Consider the following 21061-nt stretch of genomic DNA (forward strand, 5'->3'; position numbering starts at 1 on the left):
CACCCCCAAACGGCTGATCTCGCCGCTGATGCGGCGTATCCTGCTGGTCAATATCCTGCCACTCGCCGTTTTCGGCATGACGCTGCTGTTCCTCAACCAGTTCCGGAACAGCCTGCTATCCGCCGAGGTCGGTGCGCTGCGGGAACAGGCGCGCATCTATGCCGGCGCTCTCGGCCAGAGCGCCGTCACCCAGAATCCGGTCAGCCGTTCACGGCGCGACCCGGCCCTTCCCGCCGAGGCCTACACCCTCGAACCCGGCCTGACGCGCCCGCTCCTGCTGCGTCTCACAGAGCCCAGCCCCAGAGCCGATGCACGTGTCTATTCACCTGACGGGCAACTGATCGCCGACAGCCAGCAGGAAAAGCTGGCGCACCACATTGCAGGCAATCCATTGCTGCCGTCGGCGGCGGATGTGGAGAAGGTTCCGTCGCAGGAAAACACCGCCGTTTCCCCGCCCCATCCCGGCATCCTGCAATCCGTGATGAATTTTCTCGTCGGCGGCGTGGATGATGGTCCCCTGAAGGATGACGGCCATCCCCACCACCAGAACGCTCCCCCATCAAACGACCACTCATTCGACGATGGTGAAACGCCGCCCTACATCCGCCGGACGGAAAACCACACGCTGGTCATCACCATCGCCGAGCCGGTCATTCATGACGGACAGACTGTCGGCATTCTGCAACTGACCCGAACGGGTGAGACGATTGACACATCGCTCTTCAAAATCCGTTCCTCCATCCTGTCGCTTTTCCTGCTGGCCATGGCGATCATGGTCCTGCTCTCGTGGTATCTGTCGCTGACCATCGCGCGCCCTCTGCTGCGCCTCGCCGCCTCCGCGCATATCATGCGGGAAAGCTCGGGACGTTCCGGCACCGTGCCCAGCAGCCTGCTGGGCCGCAGCGATGAGATCGGCGATCTTGCCCGGGCGCTTCAGGACAGCACACAGGCCCTGTGGACACGCATGGATGCGATCGAGCGCTTCGCGGCCGATGTGTCCCACGAGATCAAGAACCCGCTGACATCCATCCGCTCAGCCATTGAGACGCTTCTCCGCATCGACGATGTAGAACGCCAGCGGCGGCTTCTGACCATCATCGCGGAAGATGTCCGAAGGCTTGATCGGCTGATTACCGATATCTCTGACGCCAGCCGACTGGATGCTGAACTCTCACGCGCCCGCGCAACGCCTGTGGCGGTAGGGCCACTGCTCGCCCTTCTCGCCGAGATTCATCAGTCCACCCGCAAACCTGAACAGCCTGAGATCAGCGTGAGTGTTCAGGATGACACGTCCGCGCATCCGCTCCGGGCTCTGGCGGTCGAGGACCGGCTTGTGCAGGTCCTCCGCAATCTGATCGGCAACGCCATTTCCTTCTCGCCGCCCAATGGCCACATCTGGCTGGACGCTCACGCGGCCGGGCCTTTTGTGGAACTGTCGGTCTCTGATGAGGGACCGGGCATTCCGGCTTCGAAGCTGGATTCCGTCTTTAACCGCTTCTATTCCGAGCGTCCGAAATCGGAACATTTCGGCCAGCATTCCGGCCTTGGTCTTTCCATCAGCAGACAGATCATTCAGGCGCTTAAAGGCACCATCCGGGCGGAAAACCGGATGGATTCCACAGGCAGGGTGCTGGGCGCCCGCTTTGTGATCCACCTCCCCCAATCCGAGACTTCGACCAGCCGTGAACATGGGGGAGAGTCGATCGGCCACGCAAAACCCGATCGGCGGCTCCCGCCTCCACCGGAAACAAGACCTTCGAACACTTGAGAGGAAAGTATCCGATGAGCGTTCGCTTGTGTGTCGCGACAACGTTTCGGACGGTTACCTTACCCCATAGAATCTTCTGCGATCAGGTTATCTCGGACCACGCCTTTCTGGCTGCTTCTTCCCGCCGGGAAAAGTGAGGGGGCGCTGCCCCGGACCCCGCCAAAGGCGCGCCTTTGGAAACCGTTTATTTACAACAAAGTGGGGTCAAGGGCCTGCGGTCCCTTGCGGGTGCAGACAGAGACCGAGACCGCGTCAACCTCCGCAAAGGGCAGTCAGTCATACCAACAGTATAACCCCGGAGGCTCCTGCTCTTTGTTTTGACGAGCATCCTCACGTGCTTGAGTGAGTCCATTTAACCTGATGAAGAGACTCGCTAAAACAACAAACCAGAGCATCAGGTAACCCGCCTCCCCTGATCCCGCGCATGGTGTCCGGTGGTTCTTTCTACAAGCTACAAAACAAAAAAAGGGCGCTGAACAGTTCTGTCCAGCGCCCCTTTCCCTGTCTTTAGCCGTCCGGATCAGCGCGGTGCGAGAACCATAACCATCTGACGGTTTTCAAGCCTTGGCATCTGCTCGACCTTGGCTTCCTCTTCCATCTCGGTGCGGATACGCTCCAGAACCTTCACGCCAAGATCCTGATGCGCCATCTCGCGTCCGCGGAAACGGAGCGTGACCTTGACCTTGTCACCATCGCCAATGAACGACTTCATGGAGCGCATCTTAACCTGATAGTCATTTTCGTCGATGTTCGGACGAACCTTGACTTCCTTGATCTCGATGACCTTCTGCTTCTTCCGCGCTTCGTTCCGCTTCTTCTGCTGTTCATACTTGTACTTGCCGTAATCAAGTATCTTGCAGACCGGCGGCTCGGCGTTCGGGCTGATTTCCAGAAGATCCAGTCCGACGCCATAAGCACGGGCCAGAGCCTCACGTGTCGTCATCACGCCCTGCATTTCGCCTTCCTCGTCAATCAGACGGACCTGAGGAATGCGGATCTCTTCGTTTACGCGGGGCCCCTCGCGATTAGGCGGGGTGGGGATGGGTGGTCTTGGTATGGTAAGCTCCTGTCAACGTGACGGCATAAAGCGCGGCAGCCCATCGGGCTCCCGAATTCCTGCCAACATATAGTCGCATTATGTGCGTACGGGAACCGTCAAGATCAAGTGTTCACGCCTTATTTGATTTATACTCATCACAGTGAGGACTGATCACCACACTGCGCGACATCCCGAAGCCGCGTCATGACAGCGGCCATCAGACAGTCCCCACGAGAGAAATCCGGATTTCTCCTGACAATATCACTGATCATCGCCGTCGCTCTCACGATCATCATCGACAGGCCGCGTCCCGACAGACACCTGCATTGTCAGCACGACAGCCTTGCGTCTTACGGTCAGGGGCAGCGTTGTTCCCGGCTTTGTGGCCGCGATGATACGGATCAGGGTACGGGCGTTTTCCACATGCTCGGCGCCCACCGTAATAATGAAATCGTTCTTCCTGAGGCCGGCAAGCTGGGCCGCTCCGCCCTTGTCGGCGTCAACGACCCTTGCCCCGTCCTGTCCCTCCGCATCCTCAAGCGTGACACCCAGCCATCCGCGCTCGATATGTCCGCTCGCCCGCAAGGCTTCGACCACCGGAATCACAAGCTCGGAAGGAATGGAGAAGCCGATGCCGACCGAGCCGCCTGTGGGCGACACGATGGCGGTGTTGATGGCGATGACCTCACCCTGCATGTTGAAGGTCGGGCCTCCGGAATTACCGGGATTGATCGGCGCATCGAGTTGCAGGAAGTCATCGAACGGACTTGCGCCGATGTCACGCCCACGCGCCGACACGATCCCCGCCGTGATGGATGACCCCAGGCCGAACGGATTTCCCGCCGCCATGATCCAGTCACCAACCTGCACCTGCCGACTCTCGCCCCACTTCACATATGGCAGCGGCACCGGACTCTCGACCTTGATGACGGCGATATCGGTCAGATCATCCACACCGAGGACACGCGCCGGAAGCTCGCGACCGTTGGACAGGGACACAGTGATGTTCGAGGCGTCGCCCACGACATGATTATTGGTCACGATGATGCCTGACGGGTCGATGATGAAGCCGGACCCCGCTCCAAGCATCTCCTCGCCGTGCCGCCGCAGGCGCTCCCGGAACCGGCGCTCCAGCGGAGTTCCCTTGACGTCCGGCAGGACGTGCAGACGTTTGCTGCTGGACGGATTGATATCCCGCGTCACGGCGATGTTGACGACGGCGGGCCCCACCTTTCTGACCAGAGGCGCAAAGGTCAGAGGACGTGCGACACCCATTGCGGCCGTCGTGTCATCGTTTGCCACGGAGCTGATTGCTGAACTGACGATGGGAGCAGTCGGGGGCGTCGCACCGTCGGCATGGGCCGGGTGGACTTCAAATCCCTGTCCGGCCAGCAGACCTGCGGATAGCAGGGAGAGGGCAAAGCGGTCTTTGCCTGGCAGGGTGAACCCCCTCCAAAGCCAATCGCGACGGAGGCAGGAAGGCCGAAAGCAGGATAATAGTCCGGTCATTATGCGTTCAGCATCTTCATCACATCCTCATGCGCCGAGATAAACGAAACGTGAATACAATTCCAATAATACAGTACCGCTAATAATTTATGTCACACTGTGGCACGGATGCCGCGCCTTAGTGTCTTTTTCGTGGCTCGGGCGGTGTCGCCACCGCCGGGTTCTCCGGCCAGTCATGGCGCGGATATCGCCCCCGCATATCACGGCGCATATCCAGCCATCCATTCGACCAGAAAGACGCCAGATCCGCCGTCAGAGCCTGCGGGCGTCCGGCGGGAGACAGCAGGGCCAGCCGCAGCGGCACCCGGCCTCCCGCCAGACGGGGCGTCTCCGTGGTGCCGTAAAAGACCTGTGCACGCGCCGCCGCGACCGGCACCGGCTCGGTATAGTCCACCTTCACACGCCCACCTTTCAGGGTCAGTTCGGTCGGCAGTTCCCGGTCCAGAGCGACCAGTTCCGCATGAGGCAGACGACCGCGCAGAATCGCCAGAAGATCGAGTTCCTTCAGCGCGGTCAGCGTCGTCACGCCAGCCAGCCAGGGCGTCAGCCATTCCGAGACCGAAGCGGCAAGCGCTTCATCGGACAGGTCCGGGAGATCGGTCCGGCCGAGTGTTTCCCGTGAAACAATGATACGCGCCTGAAACTGTCTGGCCGCCTCCGTCCATCTCAGGATCGTGTCGAGAGAAGACGCCACCTGCGCCAGCAGCAACCCGGAAGCGTCTTCACAGCGAACCGTTTCGGTTCGATCCCGCAGGACCAGTGCGCCCACTCGCAGTCGGCGGCGTGCGATAATCGAGCCGGTGGTCGAATCGAGCGCCGTTTCCACCTGCTCGGTCGCCCTGTCCAGCAGCGCCTGCGGCAGGTTGTTCGGATCGAGCGGCGCGGCGAGCCTGATCTCGGCGCTTTTCCGCAGGAACAGGGACGCCACAGCCAGCAGCTTCCCTTCACCCAGCCTGTACGCCTTGCTGATGCGAGCACTCCCGCCACCTGACAGACGGTAGCTTCCCGGCTCTCCACGGGCCTGCGCGATACGATCGGGAAATCCCGCCGCGACGAGGGCCGCGACATCGCCCGATGCAGGTGTGTGCGCAGGCAGACGGAGGCGACGCCTGAACTGACCAGCCGCCTGCCTGATCCGCGCCAGAGCCCCCCGGTCGGCATCCGGATGATCACCTCCGGCAATCAGGTCCAGACGGAGCGACAGGTCCGCCGGTGGCACGGGTGGCGGCCCACCGGCACGGCCACCCGCTCTGGGACGGAGCGGGTCGCGTTCCTCAAGCAATGCCGCCAGATCGGCCGCCAGCGCCGCTTCGGTCGGATTGCGGGCAGCCACCATTATCGCCGCCAGACGGGGATGCGTGCCAAGCGATGCCATTCTGCGCCCCAGTTCCGTCGGGTGTCCGTCCTCATTCACAGCACCCAACTGACCGAGCAGTTCACGCGCCGCCGCGATCCCGCCTGCGGGAGGCGTGTCTGGAAAACGGAGCGCGCTCTCCCCGCCCATCGCGTCACCCCAGAGACTGGTGGCCAGCACGAAATCAGATAGATCGGCGTCCAGAATTTCCGGACGGTCATGAGGCGCGAAACCACGTCCGGTCGCCTCCGTCCAGAGCCGCAGGCTGAAGCCCGGCGCCTCACGACCCGCACGACCCGACCGCTGCGTCGCCGCCGCACGGGAGACGCGCATGGTCTCCAGCCGCGCCAGCCCCGCTCCGGGATCAAAACGCGGAGCCCGGCGAAAACCGCCGTCAATCACAATCCGCACGCCGGGCACGGTCAGGGACGTCTCGGCGATGGAGGTGGAGAGGATCACACGACGGCGACCATCCGGTTCAGGCGTCAGAACACGGGCCTGTTCAATGGGAGGCAGTTCCCCATGCAGGGGCAGAACGAGGGCCGACACACCCTGCAACTCCGTCATGGCGCGTCTGATCTCGCCGGTCCCCGGCAGGAACACGAGAATATCGCCTTCGTGCTCCGCCAGCATCTCGCGCACGGCGCGGGCGGCTTCCACCGGCAGATCACGCGGAGAGGTCAGATCACGCTTCGCATGACGCACTTCGACCGGAAACTGCCGCCCCTCGCTCTCCACGACGGGCGCCTGCATCAGACCGCACAGCGTCGCCGTATCCGCCGTCGCCGACATGGCGAGCAGGCGCAGATCGGGGCGCAGCGTCTGCTGGAGATCGAGACAGAAGGCGAGCGCCAGATCGGCATCCAGAGACCGCTCGTGGATTTCATCGAAGATCACACACGCCACGTCGTCCAGTGTCGGATCGGACAGCAGGCGGCGCAGGAAGAGTCCTTCCGTCACCACCTCGATGCGGGTCGCCTCCGAGACGGCGCTTTCCAGTCGTGTGCGAAACCCGACTGTCTCCCCAGCCTTCTCCCCCAGCAGGGACGCCATCCTCTGCGCCGCCGCCCGTGCCGCCAGCCGTCTGGGTTCAAGCATGATGATCCGCTCGCCCTCGCCGCGCCATGTCGCCGCAAGCAGCGCCAGTGGGGCGAGCGTGGTTTTACCTGCGCCGGGAGGGGCCACCAGCACGGCGTTGGGTTGCGCTTCAAGTGTCGCGGTCAGGGCGGGGAGACAGGCTCTTACCGGGAGTTCGTCTCCCGTCGCGTTCAGAAGAGAGGCAATGATGGAGGCTCTGTCGTTCATGCAACGGTTATGGCGGGAGGTGTGGGCTGGGGCAATCATCCGGGTGTCAGATGTCTGCTCCATGTGGGCGGTCTCGGAAGCTTTCTGAAAAAAGCCTCGCCAAAAATTTCTTCAGGACTTGCCGCAGGGCTCATACCGGCAGAACGTCGCTCCCCGCCACCGTCGGTTTGCTGTAAACAGACCATTCCTCCGTCTACAGCCACAGGAGCGCGACCCTGCACACTCTCCGCCCCCTGTTCTCCAGCCTTCTCGTGTTTGCCGGACTGCTCCTTTCCCTTCCCGCTTTCGCGGCTGAAAGCCAGCCGGTTACAACCGAGCGGGATACGGTCAGTCTTGTGACTGACAGCGACAGGATCGAAGCAGGGCATCCTTTCAAGGCCGGACTGCTCCTGCATCTGAAATCAGGATGGCACACCTACTGGAAAAATCCCGGTGACGCGGGAGAGCCGGTAAATCTGACCGTCACGCTGTCTGGCCATCTTTCCGGCAAGGCAGACGCCATCGAGTGGCCCGCGCCGGAACGTCTGCCGGAAGGTCCGCTGATGTCGTACGGCTATACCGGCGATGTGCTTCTGCCGGTTACAGTCACACCCCAGACCGGCGACACACATGGGCAGACCGTGGCCCTGAGCGCTCACGCGGACTGGCTGGTCTGTGCCGCCGTCTGTGTGCCCGAGCAGGCCGATTTCAGTCTTAATCTGCCAACGGGAGCAACCACACCCTCGGAGCAGTCTCCTTTGTTCAGGCACGCGGCGGAACAGCAGCCACGCCCTTCTCCTTTTCAAACAACCATCACACCTGACGGTCTGTTGACGGTGCGAGGAAACGGCCTGTCACCACAGGCCGTGCAGCAGGCATGGGTCATTCCTGATGTCGCCGGACGCATTGATCAGGTCGCTCCACAGGCTCTGACCATCGATCAGGATCGAATGACGCTTCGTCTGAAGCCGGAGGAAGGATTCGCCGGGGGAAAAGGCTTTGCCGGTCTTCTAGAGTTGCAGGATGCGGCGCATGAGAAAAGCGTCCTGTCCTTCAGCGCCACACCTGTTGCAACTGCTTCGAACCCTGTGCCGGAAACCGGCTGGCTGGCGCTCGTCGTCTTCGCCTTTCTTGGCGGCCTCATCCTGAACCTGATGCCCTGCGTCTTTCCGGTTCTGGCCATGAAAGCGCTGGCGATTGCACGTCTTCATGACGACCGGCAGCATTTTCAGAGCGGGCTTGCCTATACGGCTGGTGTGCTGGCGACGTTCGGATGTCTTGGCGCTCTGATGCTGGCTGTGCGTCATGCCGGACTATCGACCGGATGGGGCTTCCAGTTCCAGTCACCTGTATTTGTCGCCGGAATCTGCTGGTTTCTGTTTGCCGTCGGACTGGGCCAGCTTGGTCTATTTGAATTGCCTGTCGTCAGCGCCGGACAATCCTTCCTGACCCGGCATCGGGGGCTGACCGGTGATTTCCTGACCGGATTGCTGGCCGTTCTTGTGGCGACCCCCTGCACTGCACCTTTCATGGGAGCGGCCATTGCAGGCGCGCTGGCCGCCCCTCCCCTGATGGCGCTGGGTATTTTTCTGGCGATGGGCCTTGGACTGGCCAGCCCCTATCTGGCGCTTACCCTTGTTCCGAATGCGGGACGATTTCTGCCCCGCCCCGGCCGCTGGATGGATATCTTCCGACAGGTTCTGGCTTTTCCCCTGTTTGCAACCTGCATCTGGCTGATCTGGATTCTGGCGCAGCAGGGTGGCGGCAATCTTGTGGCGATCGGCTGCGCGGGACTTCTGACACTGGGTTTCAGCGGCTGGCTCATGACCCTTTCCCGGACGGTCTCCCCTTTCAGGTCCCGCCTCCTCATGCTTGCGGCGGTTCTCATCGCCCTGTCACCGACCGGATTGCTCCTTCTTCTGCCATCACCGTCCGAAATGCCCGCGCACGCTTCAGGCACAGAGACGGATGCAGGAACGGCGTTTTCGCCGGAACGTCTCGCGGCCTTGAGGCAGGAGGGAAAGCCTGTTTTTGTAGACATGACGGCAGCATGGTGCATCACATGTCTCGTCAACGATCATGTGGCGCTCGAAAGCTCCACTGTTCAGAAAAGTTTCGCCCTGAACGGGATTGTTTTCATGAAGGGTGACTGGACCAGCAGAAATGCGACCATCACGGCCTTTCTGCGCGATCATGGCCGCGATGGCGTGCCGCTCTATGTTTATTACCCGCCGTATGAAGAAGGACGCATCCTGCCACAGGTTCTGACACCAGACATGGTCGTGCAGGCGGTCGAAAAGAAGTGATTGGGAGCTTATTTATAAGTTCAAGTTATTTTCAAAAAGAACCAATTAAAATATGATCTGATTCGTTTTCATACATTCAAAAAATTTTGGCCATTCTGAATAAATTATTGTGAAATAACATTTTATATGTTTGATAATCATATCTACCTGAGCATATTTTCAGGATAGAAAACGGTATTTAGAAAAAAACAAAAGCTGTGCTGTCGTCCGTTGGGAGTTTCCATGCCTGAAGTCTGTATCTGCTACACGTCCGACGTCGGTTACCTGTTTCCGAGTTTCGTCAGCGCCCTACAGGCGAGACGCAATACCAACAGGAATCTCACCGATATCCTACTGATCGGAATTGATATAGACCCTGAATTACAAAAAAATTTTTCTAAACTCTGCAAGAAAAATGACATTGTCTTTCTCTGCTATACTGCCAGCGATATCGACCATGCACCAGCTACCACACTAGCGCGTCTGTTTCTCGATGATCTTTTACCCAGTTTTTACAAACGATTTCTTTATGTCGATGGAGACACGCAAATCCGGGGTGATCTCGACCGTCTTCTGAATCAACCCCTTGCCACCGGAACATTCGCAGCCGTGACGGACCCCATGAGTTTTACCTTGGGCGATGATGACCAGATAGCACGCTCTTTCCAGAAGCATTGTTCTTCACTCGGGTTTTCTGACAGAGATGCGAAACAGTATTTCAATGCCGGTGTCATTTACGCCGATCGCGCCGGATGGGGACGCATCGGGCGGGAAGCATGGAAAAAATTCGGTTCCCTTCAACCTAAACCCAGCTATCTTGATCAGGATGTTCTCAATCTGGTTGGACTTCCCCATCGTCTTACGATGTCTTTTTCCTGGAATTTTCCGATCTTCTTCAGAAATATCAGTCTCGATCCTATCATTGCGCCCTGTATCTATCACTTCATGTCATCCCCGAAACCATGGGATGCCAACCTCCCTCCATGGGACGTAACAGCGTCATCACCTTACAATGAAATCATCGGCGCCTTTCCTGAACTCGCCTCCTACAGAAAACGTATGAGCCCAACGCGGTTGCTGCGCTATACGCTACAGCAAAGATACAAGCGCTGGCTGGAGAGGCGGGAATGGTCAGGCGAGCGTATGCAGCGTATTCTCGCTTATGAGCAGAATGCCGATATAAAAAGCGGCTTCAAGACGGATGAATAATCATCACCCTAAACTGCACAGGCCGTTTTTGGAAATATGGCTAGCCTGAAAGCTGCCGGTCATATCGAAGAACGACATGGCCCGGAGAATTCTCCATCTGAAAACAAAAAGTCTTCTTGGATTTTTTTCTTCCAGAGAAGGATAGTTTCAGGCTTATCAATTGAACACCCTCTTTCCTTCTGTCTGCAGAAAGATCTCTGGCACAACACAATAAAAAAGGCCGTAGCAGAGAAACCCGCTACGGCCTTTTTCAGTCAGTCATCAGAACCCGTTCAGGCGCAGAGACTAAGCGTCTGTCCATTTGTCTCAAGACGATAAGGCCCTGCCGCTACAATCTGGACTTTGAGCAGAGCTTTTGTATTCGGCACTCTCTCGCCGAGATCAAGAACAGCATCGCCATTGGTCCAGCGAAACGAAGCATTCTCCTCGACACCATGCCAGCCGACAAAAGATTGTCCAGCGAGATGGCTGTTGACGGCGCGGCCGTAGGAACCACCCTCCAGCAGGATCACACTCCCCACGAGAACACCCAGCATACGACGGTCATCAACAAACGGTCCGACAATGTCAGACGGTCTGTCGGCACGTGAGCATATCCGGATTTCCGTGACGTTTTCCGGAACTTCGACTGTGACTACGCCATTTTTTTCGTCCAGACGACGGAGCGTCTGTCCGGAAAGAGTGCGGAACGACAAGTCCGGTTTCCGGGTCAGTGGCGCTCTGGCAGGTGCGGTCAGACCTAGAACGCCCGTTGCGCGTGCAGCGATACGCTGATGCAAGCCCTCGACCTCCTCACGGCTGGTGAGCAGAGGCGCCGCCGCATCGGCCCATGTCAGACGTCGTGAGGTCAGGGAAACGACCGCGCCACCCGTGAAGGAACGACGGTTTCCTGTGTCGAGATAGCTTTCCGTCGCTGTGTTTTCAGCAAGAATGATACTGTGGCGCTCTGTCTCGACATGGAAGTAGCGATAGGAGCTGACGGACCGATCATAGAAAATGCTGGAGCCATTCACCAGCATCCGGACCGGTACAAAGCCGCCTTCGAAATGAAAGCTGTGCTCGGCCGTCACCAGAAGATCAGCAAACGGCACGTTCTCGGAAATGGCATTCTTGAGGATACGGACAGGATAGCCCGCGTCCGCATCATCAAGCTCAGGACGCACGGCAGCGTTCTGGAAACCGACCCAGACCACAGGACGTGTGCTCTCATGCGCATCGAGAACGATCAGTTCATCACCGACGGACAGGTCTTCAACCGCCACATCGCCGCGTGTCGTGCGAATGCGTGTGCCTTCAACGAAACAGACATCCGTCGCGACCGTGTTGATCAGCCAGTCGCCCGCTGCATCCTTGGAGAATGTTGAAGAACCCGGCACAAAGCCGTCAGCCGTTTCGATATGAGACAGCGTGTAGGTCTGGCCGTTATCCAGCGTGATCGCCAGCGAGTAGCTGCCATCACCGTTTTTCGTATAAACGGCGGCCGTTGGCTGAGCATTCAGATCCGCGTCAATGGCAAAGTGCGTGTTTGCGTTAACCCCGACAAAAGTCGTGTCGATCTGTTTCGTGTCACCAGCCAGAACAAGTGTGTTGCTGCTGTCATCAAAGCTGATCGTACTCGTATTGCCATACAGACGCGCATAGAACGTGCTGTCATCCGCCAGATTGATAGACGGCAGATCGACCATCACCGAGTTGGCCTGGGTGCCCAGTGTGGAGTTCGACAGATTCAGCGTCCCACCACCGGCAAGATGGCTGCTGTCGAAAACGACATTTCCATCATTACCTGTAATGTTCAGCGTGCCGTCCATGGCGCTGACACCGCCCAGTTCGACTTTCGCCGGTGTGTCGATATTCAGCACACCGTTGCCACGCACTTCGAAACCCGCCGTCGAGAACACATAACTGTTCGGATTCTGGGGATTGTTCGCCGTAACGGTCAGTGTCGCATTCGGATTGACCGAAAGGCTGACGAACTGTCCCACATTCGGCTGATCAGCGACGATATAGAGCGGATCAGTGTCTGATCCAGACAAAGACGCGTGAAAGCAGCTGTTTGACTGCGGGATGTCGCCCTGAGACCAGTTACTGCTGTCAGACCAGCTCGCCGGGTTGCTTTCCGTACCCGTGCCTATGAAAGTATCCGTGGCTACCGCTGAATGGTTTGTGTAGCCATCGGTCGCCGAAGCCGTTCCGGAACCGACGCTGTCAGCGTGTGTAACAACGGCCTGAAGCTGAGTGTGCTGTGCTGTGGACGCATAGTCTGGCGTAACGGAACTTGCATTCTGTTCCGTAAACAGCCAGTCGCCAGAGGCATCCTTGCTGAACGACACTGAACCGGGAACAAACCCGTCAGCCGGCACGATGTCGGACAGAGTCAGAGAGTGCCCATTGGTGAAAGAGATGGTGTAGCTGTATGAGCCATCACCGTTCGCTGCGACATTGACGCTGGCAGGCGTAACGCCATCAGTGCCGTTGATTGCAAAATGCGCGTTTTCTGAAACACCGTAAATCGCTGTCGAAACCGTCGAATCATTTGCATCCAGAACAACCGTATTGTTCGTGGATGGATCAAACGTGATTGAACTTCCGGTCGCATTCCAGCCCGTATACAGCGTGCTGCCACTCTGGAGCGTAATATCCATATCCGGGACATGGATCGGCGCGTCCGGGCTACCCAGCGTTGAGTTGATCAGGTTGAGCGTGCCATTGCCGTTCAGGCTGTTCCCATCAAGGACGACATTGCCAGGATTATTCATGATCGTAATCGTGCCGCCACGATTCTGGGTGTAAAGACCCAGTTCCACCTTGGACGACGTGTCGACGATCAGTTCACCGGTCGGCGCAATCTCCATTCCGTATGTCGCGAAAACATTTCCCGCGTCATTCGATGAGGCCTCCGCCGTAATTTTCAGCGTTCCGTAATCACCGATACTGAGGGAACTTATCTGCCCGTAGGACACGGCATTCGCCACGGCAACACCACGATCGCTGTCGCTGCTGCCACCGATATAGGCCGCCTGACAGGTGTGGCTCTGTGGCAGATCCTCATTCGACCAGTTCGTGGGATCGAAAAAATCGTCCGACGTTGACCCATTCCAATATGTTGTAGCCATGCGGACCTCGTTCGCTGAAAGCCGGCCGGGAACCGGACATTCGCGCACATCCTTCACTGAGAAACAGCAGGATATACGCAGAATAAAATGATAGAAGATGCCTTTTGATACACGCCTATACTAAATGTTAACCTACTTCAAACTAATAACATGCAAAAAATAGACCTAATATCTAAGGTTTTGTTTTTAAATTGCTTTTATTTAAATTATAGAAAAATATTTTACTATTATATTTATATATTTTTATATAATTTTAAATATAAATATTGTTATTGGAACAATTTATTTATAATTAAACAAATACGCCTATTTGAGACGATTGAGGCTGAATTTTTTCAGGTCTTCAGGCCCGTTTCCCAAGCATTTTTGCCGCCAGCCTTGCCGCAGACGAATAATATCCTTCAATTCGTCCCAGCAGTACATACGCGTGATAAAGCATAGCGTTCCGGTCGCCTTTTAGGATATTGAAGAAAATTCCTCCAACCGGCCTGACCACAAATTTTAGAAGAACACTCCACGGAGCAGCATTTTTGCGTAACGCGTATCCCATGCCCCTCGCGTAGCTTCTGGCGCGCATCAGATTGACGCCTGTCGGTTTGTCCGGATGCACCACCTGAAGCCGCGTATCGAAATATCCCCCCACGCCGTGCGCCAGTAACCGCAACCCTAGGTCCTGTCCCTCTGCGGCAACGAATCGGCAACCCGGCCCCATGTTGGCGTCAAACCCGCCTACGGCCTCATACGCGGCTCGACGGATGAACATGTTGAACTCCACAAGACCCGTCCAGATGTTGTTTTCATTCAGCCTGGCGCTGGTAGTCAGCCATCGCCCCATCTGCGAAGGACGCCCGTGCTGATTCAACACCACGCCGGTCAGCAGCCCCAAAGAGGGATTTTTCCTGAAACTGGCATCGACCTGTTCCAGCGTATCCGGAAGATAAAGGCAGTCATCGTCGGGAAAAGCGATGATGTCTCCTGTCGCATGGGACGCGCCGACGATACAGGCATAGCGGCATTTCCGGACATCGATCCGGATATGCCGGACAGGCAGGACTTTCGAAAAGTCCGCGACGACAGAATCATAGATATCGCCGCCACTCTGATCGACCAGAATAACCTCAAGGTCGTGGAACGTCTGTCGGGTCAGAGCATCCAGAAACGCCCTCACATCCCCGGGACGGTCGAGAGTCGGGATTACAAGGGAGAAACGCATCAGCCTACCACTTCATTTCACGCCGAAAACAGCCTGCTTATAGATCCAGAATATGCTCGGGACGGAGACGTCCGCGCAGCACATCTCTCCACGCAAGCCAGTTTCCCTTCATGCGCCCTTTCCGGTCGACCCACGGTTCCGGACGAAAGCTTCTGACAATATTGATCAGCGTATGACGTCCGGCGCTCCGGAAAGCATGTCCCCAGAGATACGATCCCTTGCGGGCAAGGTACAGCGGATTGACGATCTGGGAATATCCCAGGCGCAGGCCGGATGTTTTTCCTTTTTTACTACCCAGATGAACACCCTGAGCGGCCTCCCCACGGACGATACGACCGTAGGGCAGAATGCGCCTTGAGAAATCAATATCTTCATACCAGGCATACAGAGGCAGACGTTCATCAAAACGGATGCCTGTGCGCCTGACCACGTCCAGACGGAAAGCCATGTTGCAGCCGTAGGTATTGAAGACATCGACAACCGTATTGTCCTGCGATGCCGACGACTTCGCCAGAACAGCGAGAGCGTGCTCCACCGTCAGTCCGGGACCGACCGCGCCATCTTCCAGAACCCTGCCGGTCATACCGGCTATGTGACTGTCATTTTTGAAAACAGCCAGCATATTCTCAAGATAATCATGTCTCGGAAAAAAATCATCATCAAGAAACAGCACGACATCCGCGTCCCGGGCGTGATCCAGAATGACGTTTCTTTGCGCAGGCAGACCACGACCGCCCTGAAGCAGGACAAGATCACATCCCGGCACAAGTCCGGCTGTGACACCTTCAATATCAGTCGGGCTTTTATGACAGATCACAATCCTGTCCGGCCTTACGCTCTGCCGGTTCAATTCCCTGACAAGTGACGCCAGAACCGACGCACGGCCCGAAGTCGCCAAACCCACAATGACTTTCGGCTCGTCCGGAAGACCCGTCATAATCTGTCCTCTTTTCAAAACTGCCTGACGGGACCAACATCATTCCGTCAACGTCAGAAGCATTTGCTCCAGACAACAAACCTGTTCCGTCCTGCTGCTTTCAAACAGGACAACCCCGCCTCCCTCAGAGGCTCAAGGCAGGGACACACCTTCAAATTCCAGCAGCCACACCTTGTCGTCCAGACCACCATCGCCGGAATAGCCACCCAGACCGTGTACCGCCACGACACGATGACAGGGGATCAGGATCGGCACAGGGTTTCGTCCCACAGCCTGCCCGACAGAACGGGGCGAACCGCCGACCTGCTGTGCTATCTGCTTGTAGGTCCGGGTCTCGCCGAGAGGAATCTCACATAGAGCAGCCCAGACCTTTTTCTGGTAATCCGTACCCCACGGCTTCATCGGGTAGGGAAATGTTTCTGTCGGCTTATCAAACCACTGATCCAGCCAGTCCCGCACTTCGCACAGCAGAGGTGTTTCGGTCTGATCCCGCCCCCATCCCCAGTCCAGAGCGATGATCGCCCCGTCTTCTTCCGTTATCGTAAGAGGCCCCAGAGGAGAATGCAGGGATAACTGGGGCATGAGACAACTCCGACAGGAAGGCCACACAGAGACACACAGGACGTGCTACCTCTTGTCCGCGCCCATCAGCTTCACGTCAATATTCGCTTAAGATTTTCGAACGAGATACTGCATATCATGCCGCCACACGCATCAGTTGCCCATCATGCCCTGCCGCCGGTCTTCGCCCTTGCCACCGGAGCAGGACGCGGAGCCATTGCCATCATGCGGGTCAGCGGTGCAGGCAGCGACCAGATACTCCGCACCCTTGCCGGGCAACTGCCCGCACCACGCAGAGCCTCTTTTCGTAGAATATGGCGCGATGCGGCACAGCAGGAAGACCATCTGGACGACGCCGTCACCATCTGGTCACCCGGTCCCAACAGCTATACCGGCGAAGATAGTTTCGAACTTCATTTGCATGCCGGACCAGCCATCATTTCCGCTGTCGCCGACGCTCTGGTGGCGGCAGGAGCACGTCCCGCCGAACCGGGAGAGTTTACCCGCCGGGCTTTCATGCATGGACGCGTTGATCTGACGGAAGCCGAAGGCATCGCTGACCTGATTGAGGCCGAGACGGAAACGCAGCGCAGGCAGGCTCTTGCTCAGGCTGACGGCGCACTGGGCGCGCTTTACAAAAGCTGGGCAAAAAGGTTGCGTGGCGTCCTTGCCCAGCAGGAAGCTCTGATCGATTTTCCTGACGAGGAACTCCCCCCCGAAATAGAGAGCGCCCTTCTGAGCGAAATCACGGCGCTCAACGACGAAATCCATCACCATCTCGCGGACGGTGAACGCGGCGAGCGAATCCGTCGCGGCCTTGTCTTTTCCATTGTCGGGCCACCCAACGCAGGAAAATCCAGCCTCCTGAATTATCTGGCCGAACGGGATGCCGCCATCGTCTCACCCATTGCGGGCACCACACGCGACACGATTGAAATCGCCACCATTCTGGCCGGAGTAAAAGTCACGTTCGTCGATACAGCGGGCCTGCGCGAGACGAGTGATCCGATCGAAGCGGAGGGAGTCCGACGCGCGATGTTTCACGTGGAACATTCGGACCTTGTCCTGCAACTCTTTCCCTCGGACCAGCCCTATCCCGACGTCATTCCTCAGGCACTGGCCGTCTGCAACAAGACCGATCTGGCGCCTGCGCCCACCATACTGGGCCAGAACCCGGTTCTCGGCATCAGCCTGCAAACAGGTGACGGCGTTCCCGAACTGCGAAAAACGCTTGAAAGAGAAGCCCTCAAACTGACACAAGGAAGCGGGCCGCCACCCCTGACCCGCGCACGCCACAGGGCCGCGGCTGAAGCAGCTTCGACCAGTCTGGAAGCGGCTCTGAGCATGGACTGGCCGGAAATGCGTGGCGAGGAGTTGCGTCTGGCCATGCGCGCACTGGGTCGACTGACTGGCGAAGTCGGCGTTGAAGATATACTGGATACCATCTTCGGTCAGTTCTGCATCGGGAAGTAAGAGGAAAGCATCATGGAAACGCAGTTCGATGTCATCGTCGTCGGTGGCGGACACGCGGGCTGCGAGGCGGCTGCCGCAGCGGCCCGGTGCGGGGCGAAAACAGTTCTTCTCACGCATCGCATGGATACTGTCGGCGCCATGTCCTGTAATCCCGCCATCGGTGGCATCGGCAAAGGACATTTGGTCCGTGAAATCGACGCACTCGACGGGTTGATGGGACGCGCCGCTGACGCCGCAGGAATCCACTTCAAGCTTCTGAACCGCTCCAAAGGGCCTGCCGTGCATGGCCCCCGCGCACAGGCAGATCGAGGTCTCTATCGCAGTGCGATTCACGCTCTTCTGCGTGCGACCGACAACCTGACCATTATCGAAGCCGCTGTCGGCGATCTGATCCTGACATTAGACGAAAAGGTTGCTGGAGTGTTCTGCGAAGATGGTCGGCGCTTTATGGCGCCTTCCGTCGTGATCGCTGCTGGAACTTTTCTTCGGGGCGTTATCCATTTCGGCCATGAGACCGAGCCAGCCGGACGCGTTGGCGATCTGCCCGCCAACGCACTTGGTCTGCGTCTCGAAGCGCTGGGCCTGCCGATGGGACGCCTCAAGACCGGCACCCCCCGCCCGTATCGCCCGCGCCAGCATTGACTGGGACGCGCTTCCAGAAGATCAGGGCGACGCCGAGCCAGAACCGTTTTCCTATCTGACGACCCGCATCGCCAATCCACAGGTCAGTTGCCGCATCACGGCGACCAACGAAAAGACTCATGCCATCATCCGTGAGCACATTCACCTCTCGGCTGTTTATGGAGGAGCCATCGCCGGACGCGGTCCACGCTACTGCCCTTCCATTGAGGACAAGGTTGTCCGTTTTGCCGAAAAAACGTCTCATCAGATATTTCTGGAACCGGAAGCGCTTCCTGGCAATCCGGGCGGCGATCTGGTCTATCCCAACGGCATTTCGACCAGCCTGCCACCCTTTGTGCAGGAACAGATGATCCGCACCATCCCCGGCATGGAACAGGCACGGATCGTCCGGCCCGGCTATGCTGTGGAGTATGACTATATTGATCCGCGAGCGCTTTCTCACTCTCTGGAACTTCGAGCGATCCCCGGCCTTTTCATGGCCGGACAGATCAATGGCACCACGGGTTATGAAGAAGCCGGAGCGCAGGGTCTTCTTGCTGGCATCAACGCCGCACGCCGCGCTGCCGGAAGCGATGCGCTGACCATCAGCCGCAGCGAAGCCTATCTGGGCGTCATGATTGATGACCTTGTGACGCAGGGCGTCTCGGAACCGTATCGCATGTTCACTTCGCGGGCGGAATACCGGCTGACCCTGCGGGCCGACAATGCAGATCTGCGCCTTACCCCTCCCGGCATTGCCTGCGGATGTGTCGGCACGGAACGCGCCCGTCAGTTCGAAAGAGTCAGCGAGGAACTTCAGGCCGCAACCGAACGCGCCAAGGCTGAGACATGGCTCCCGACGGATATTGCTCACGCAGGCGGCGCGGCCTCGCAGGATGGACGCAGGCGGTCTCTCTTTGAAATCATGGCGTCGGGCGGAAACACGTCCATCGCCGGACGACTGGCCCCGTGGTTCGCCGAACTGCCGCATCGTGTGCGTCTGCATGTGGAAACAGAGGCCCGCTATAGCGGCTATCTGATCCGGCAGGAGCGGGAGATCAGACAGCTTCACGCCGAAGGCGCCGTCAGCATTCCAGAGAGCTTTGACTTCGGTCAGGTCGGCGGCCTGAGCGCGGAAATGAAGGAACGATTCGAACGCGTGCGTCCGACCAATTTTGCCGCAGCCCAGAGAATCCCGGGGATCACACCGTCGGCGCTGGTCGCTCTTCTCGCGCATATCAGGCAGGCCGCATGACTCCGACAGCACCTGATTCCATCCCCGGTGTTTCACGTGAAACACTGGAGCGCCTGACCTGTTTTGCCGATCTGCTGGTCCGATGGACGGCGAAGATCAATCTGATTTCTCCGGGTGACATTCCGCACCTATGGGAACGCCATATTCTCGACAGCCTGCAACTCGTCCCTTTGATAGAGCGCGGCATCCGCGTGACCGATCTGGGCTCAGGCGGCGGCTTTCCCGGCCTGATCCTCGCCATCGCGGCAGATGCGGACGTGACGCTCGTTGAATCCGACCGACGCAAGGCTGCCTTTCTGCGCGAGGCCAGCCGCGCAACCGGCTGCCGGACCACCGTCATCAACCAGAGAATCGAAACGACCAACGTAGCACCCGCTCCGGTCGTCACGGCGCGGGCTCTGGCAAACCTGTCCCAGCTTCTCAACTGGACGGAAAAACTTGTCGCGGACAAAGGCTACGCGCTGTTTCTGAAGGGGCAGCAGGCCGCCGACGAGTTGACCAATGCCGAGCGCGACTGGCACATGACAGTCACGCATATTCCCAGCCGCACTCCGGGCGGCACCATTCTGAAAATAAGCGATATCAGGCGTGTCTGAATCCAGAAAGAATACGAAAACTTCGAAACAAGCCGCGCATCCGGCACGTGGATCGGCCCAGCCCATTACCCTTGCCGTCGCCAACCAGAAGGGCGGTGTGGGCAAAACAACGACCGCCATCAACCTTGCAGCAGCCCTTGCCCAGAGCGGGCAGAGGGTTGTGCTGATTGATCTCGACCCGCAGGGCAATGCCTCAACCGGAATCGGCGTGGAATATAACGCCCGCAAACACGGCTCCTACACCCTGCTCATGGGTGAGGCTGATGCTGCCTCGCTGGTGCAGAAGACCGACATCGACAATCTGAGCGTAATCTCGGCCAGCACCGAACTTGTCGGCGCGGAGATCGAACTGATCGCCGAAGATGAGCGGGAACAGCGGCTGAAATCGGCCCTCAGGTCTCTGGCGGGCTCTACGGATTACATCATCATCGACTGCCCGCCGAGCCTCGGCCTTCTGACTCTCAACGCGCTCGTGGCCGCCGATGGTGTCATTGCGCCGTTGCAGTGTGAGTTTTTCGCGCTTGAAGGCATCAGTCATCTGACCCGCACGATCGAGAAGGTCAAAAAGCAGTTCAATCCGGCGCTCAGGACTACAGGCATTGTCCTGACAATGTATGATCGCCGCAATAATCTCTCCGAACTCGTCGCGGCCGACGCCCGCAGTTTCTTCGGCGAGGCTGTCATGGAAACCATCATCCCGCGCAATATCCGCATCTCCGAAGCCCAGAGTCACGGCACTCCCGTCATGACCTATGACCCGCGTTCCAGCGGTGCGACGTCCTACACGGCTCTTGCACTTGAACTGCGCAACCGCCTTGAAAACACGAGCAACTGAGGTTCAGAG

The 21061-nt window shown here is 58.1% G+C and carries 13 protein-coding genes and 1 pseudogene; 7 read left to right on the forward strand and 7 right to left on the reverse strand.

Annotation, left to right across the window (positions count from 1 at the left end; genetic code table 11):
- Positions 1-28 precede the first annotated feature (28 nt).
- The gene (locus LKE90_RS14895; protein WP_407066051.1) at positions 29-1768 is read left to right on the forward strand and encodes an ATP-binding protein; all 1740 of its coding nucleotides are present in this window, start codon (positions 29-31) and stop codon (positions 1766-1768) included.
- Between the two features lie 520 nt (positions 1769-2288).
- On the opposite strand, the gene infC is transcribed toward LKE90_RS14895, so the two are convergent.
- From infC to hrpB, 3 genes are all read right to left on the reverse strand, one after another.
- The gene (infC, locus tag LKE90_RS14900; RefSeq protein WP_291491574.1) at positions 2289-2810 is read right to left on the reverse strand and encodes a translation initiation factor IF-3; all 522 of its coding nucleotides are present in this window, start codon (positions 2808-2810) and stop codon (positions 2289-2291) included.
- Between the two features lie 258 nt (positions 2811-3068).
- The gene (locus LKE90_RS14905) at positions 3069-4316 is read right to left on the reverse strand and encodes a S1C family serine protease (RefSeq protein ID WP_291500997.1); all 1248 of its coding nucleotides are present in this window, start codon (positions 4314-4316) and stop codon (positions 3069-3071) included.
- 118 nt (positions 4317-4434) lie between these two features.
- Positions 4435-6975: an ATP-dependent helicase HrpB gene (gene hrpB / locus LKE90_RS14910; RefSeq protein WP_291491572.1), complete on the reverse strand. Its 2541-nt coding sequence runs from the start codon at positions 6973-6975 to the stop codon at positions 4435-4437.
- A gap of 251 nt (positions 6976-7226) precedes the next feature.
- On the opposite strand from hrpB, the gene LKE90_RS14915 reads away from it, so the two are divergent.
- Both LKE90_RS14915 and LKE90_RS14920 read left to right on the forward strand, forming a co-directional pair.
- Positions 7227-9260 (forward strand): protein-disulfide reductase DsbD family protein, encoded by a 2034-nt coding sequence (locus LKE90_RS14915; protein WP_291491537.1) that lies wholly within the window; start codon positions 7227-7229, stop codon positions 9258-9260.
- A gap of 222 nt (positions 9261-9482) precedes the next feature.
- Complete coding sequence (locus LKE90_RS14920; protein ID WP_291491536.1) at positions 9483-10448, forward strand: glycosyltransferase family 8 protein; 966 nt, start codon at positions 9483-9485, stop codon at positions 10446-10448.
- A gap of 272 nt (positions 10449-10720) precedes the next feature.
- Here LKE90_RS14920 and LKE90_RS14925 read toward each other — a convergent pair whose 3' ends face one another.
- From LKE90_RS14925 to LKE90_RS14940, 4 genes are all read right to left on the reverse strand, one after another.
- On the reverse strand, positions 10721-13561 hold the full coding sequence (locus LKE90_RS14925) for a Hint domain-containing protein (RefSeq protein WP_291491535.1): 2841 nt from the start codon (positions 13559-13561) through the stop codon (positions 10721-10723).
- 343 nt (positions 13562-13904) lie between these two features.
- Positions 13905-14774, reverse strand: a complete 870-nt coding sequence (locus LKE90_RS14930) for a glycosyltransferase family 2 protein (protein WP_291491534.1) — start codon at positions 14772-14774, stop codon at positions 13905-13907.
- A 37-nt stretch (positions 14775-14811) separates the two neighbouring features.
- Positions 14812-15711 carry a glycosyltransferase family 2 protein gene (locus LKE90_RS14935; RefSeq protein ID WP_291491532.1) on the reverse strand — a complete coding sequence of 300 codons (900 nt, stop codon included), beginning with the start codon at positions 15709-15711 and terminating at the stop codon, positions 14812-14814.
- 132 nt (positions 15712-15843) lie between these two features.
- Positions 15844-16293 (reverse strand): methylated-DNA--[protein]-cysteine S-methyltransferase, encoded by a 450-nt coding sequence (locus LKE90_RS14940; RefSeq protein ID WP_291491531.1) that lies wholly within the window; start codon positions 16291-16293, stop codon positions 15844-15846.
- Between the two features lie 117 nt (positions 16294-16410).
- Between LKE90_RS14940 and mnmE the strand changes: the two genes are divergently transcribed.
- From mnmE to LKE90_RS14960, 4 genes and pseudogenes are all read left to right on the forward strand, one after another.
- Entirely contained in the window at positions 16411-17745 is a 1335-nt protein-coding gene (mnmE, locus tag LKE90_RS14945) for a tRNA uridine-5-carboxymethylaminomethyl(34) synthesis GTPase MnmE (RefSeq protein ID WP_291491530.1), read from the forward strand.
- A gap of 12 nt (positions 17746-17757) precedes the next feature.
- A pseudogene (gene mnmG / locus LKE90_RS14950) lies at positions 17758-19621 on the forward strand (tRNA uridine-5-carboxymethylaminomethyl(34) synthesis enzyme MnmG).
- Complete coding sequence (gene rsmG, locus LKE90_RS14955; protein ID WP_291491528.1) at positions 19618-20217, forward strand: 16S rRNA (guanine(527)-N(7))-methyltransferase RsmG; 600 nt, start codon at positions 19618-19620, stop codon at positions 20215-20217. The pseudogene mnmG and the gene rsmG overlap by 4 nt, the downstream one beginning before the upstream one ends.
- 64 nt (positions 20218-20281) lie before the next feature.
- The gene (locus tag LKE90_RS14960; protein WP_291491571.1) at positions 20282-21052 is read left to right on the forward strand and encodes a ParA family protein; all 771 of its coding nucleotides are present in this window, start codon (positions 20282-20284) and stop codon (positions 21050-21052) included.
- Positions 21053-21061 lie beyond the last annotated feature (9 nt).

Origin of the sequence: Acetobacter sp. (assembly GCF_022483985.1) — a bacterium.
Lineage (GTDB): Bacteria > Pseudomonadota > Alphaproteobacteria > Acetobacterales > Acetobacteraceae > Acetobacter.

Excerpts from the sequence above, each read along its gene's own strand:
- LKE90_RS14895 (WP_407066051.1), top strand. The coding sequence starts at position 29 with ATGCGGCGTATCCTGCTGGTCAATATCCTGCCACTCGCCGTTTTCGGC.
- LKE90_RS14905 (WP_291500997.1), bottom strand. The coding sequence starts at position 4,316 with ATGACCGGACTATTATCCTGCTTTCGGCCTTCCTGCCTCCGTCGCGAT.
- hrpB (WP_291491572.1), bottom strand. The coding sequence starts at position 6,975 with ATGAACGACAGAGCCTCCATCATTGCCTCTCTTCTGAACGCGACGGGA.
- LKE90_RS14920 (WP_291491536.1), top strand. The coding sequence starts at position 9,483 with ATGCCTGAAGTCTGTATCTGCTACACGTCCGACGTCGGTTACCTGTTT.
- LKE90_RS14925 (WP_291491535.1), bottom strand. The coding sequence starts at position 13,561 with ATGGCTACAACATATTGGAATGGGTCAACGTCGGACGATTTTTTCGAT.
- LKE90_RS14930 (WP_291491534.1), bottom strand. The coding sequence starts at position 14,774 with ATGCGTTTCTCCCTTGTAATCCCGACTCTCGACCGTCCCGGGGATGTG.
- LKE90_RS14935 (WP_291491532.1), bottom strand. The coding sequence starts at position 15,711 with ATGACGGGTCTTCCGGACGAGCCGAAAGTCATTGTGGGTTTGGCGACT.
- LKE90_RS14940 (WP_291491531.1), bottom strand. The coding sequence starts at position 16,293 with ATGCCCCAGTTATCCCTGCATTCTCCTCTGGGGCCTCTTACGATAACG.
- mnmE (WP_291491530.1), top strand. The coding sequence starts at position 16,411 with ATGCCGCCACACGCATCAGTTGCCCATCATGCCCTGCCGCCGGTCTTC.
- rsmG (WP_291491528.1), top strand. The coding sequence starts at position 19,618 with ATGACTCCGACAGCACCTGATTCCATCCCCGGTGTTTCACGTGAAACA.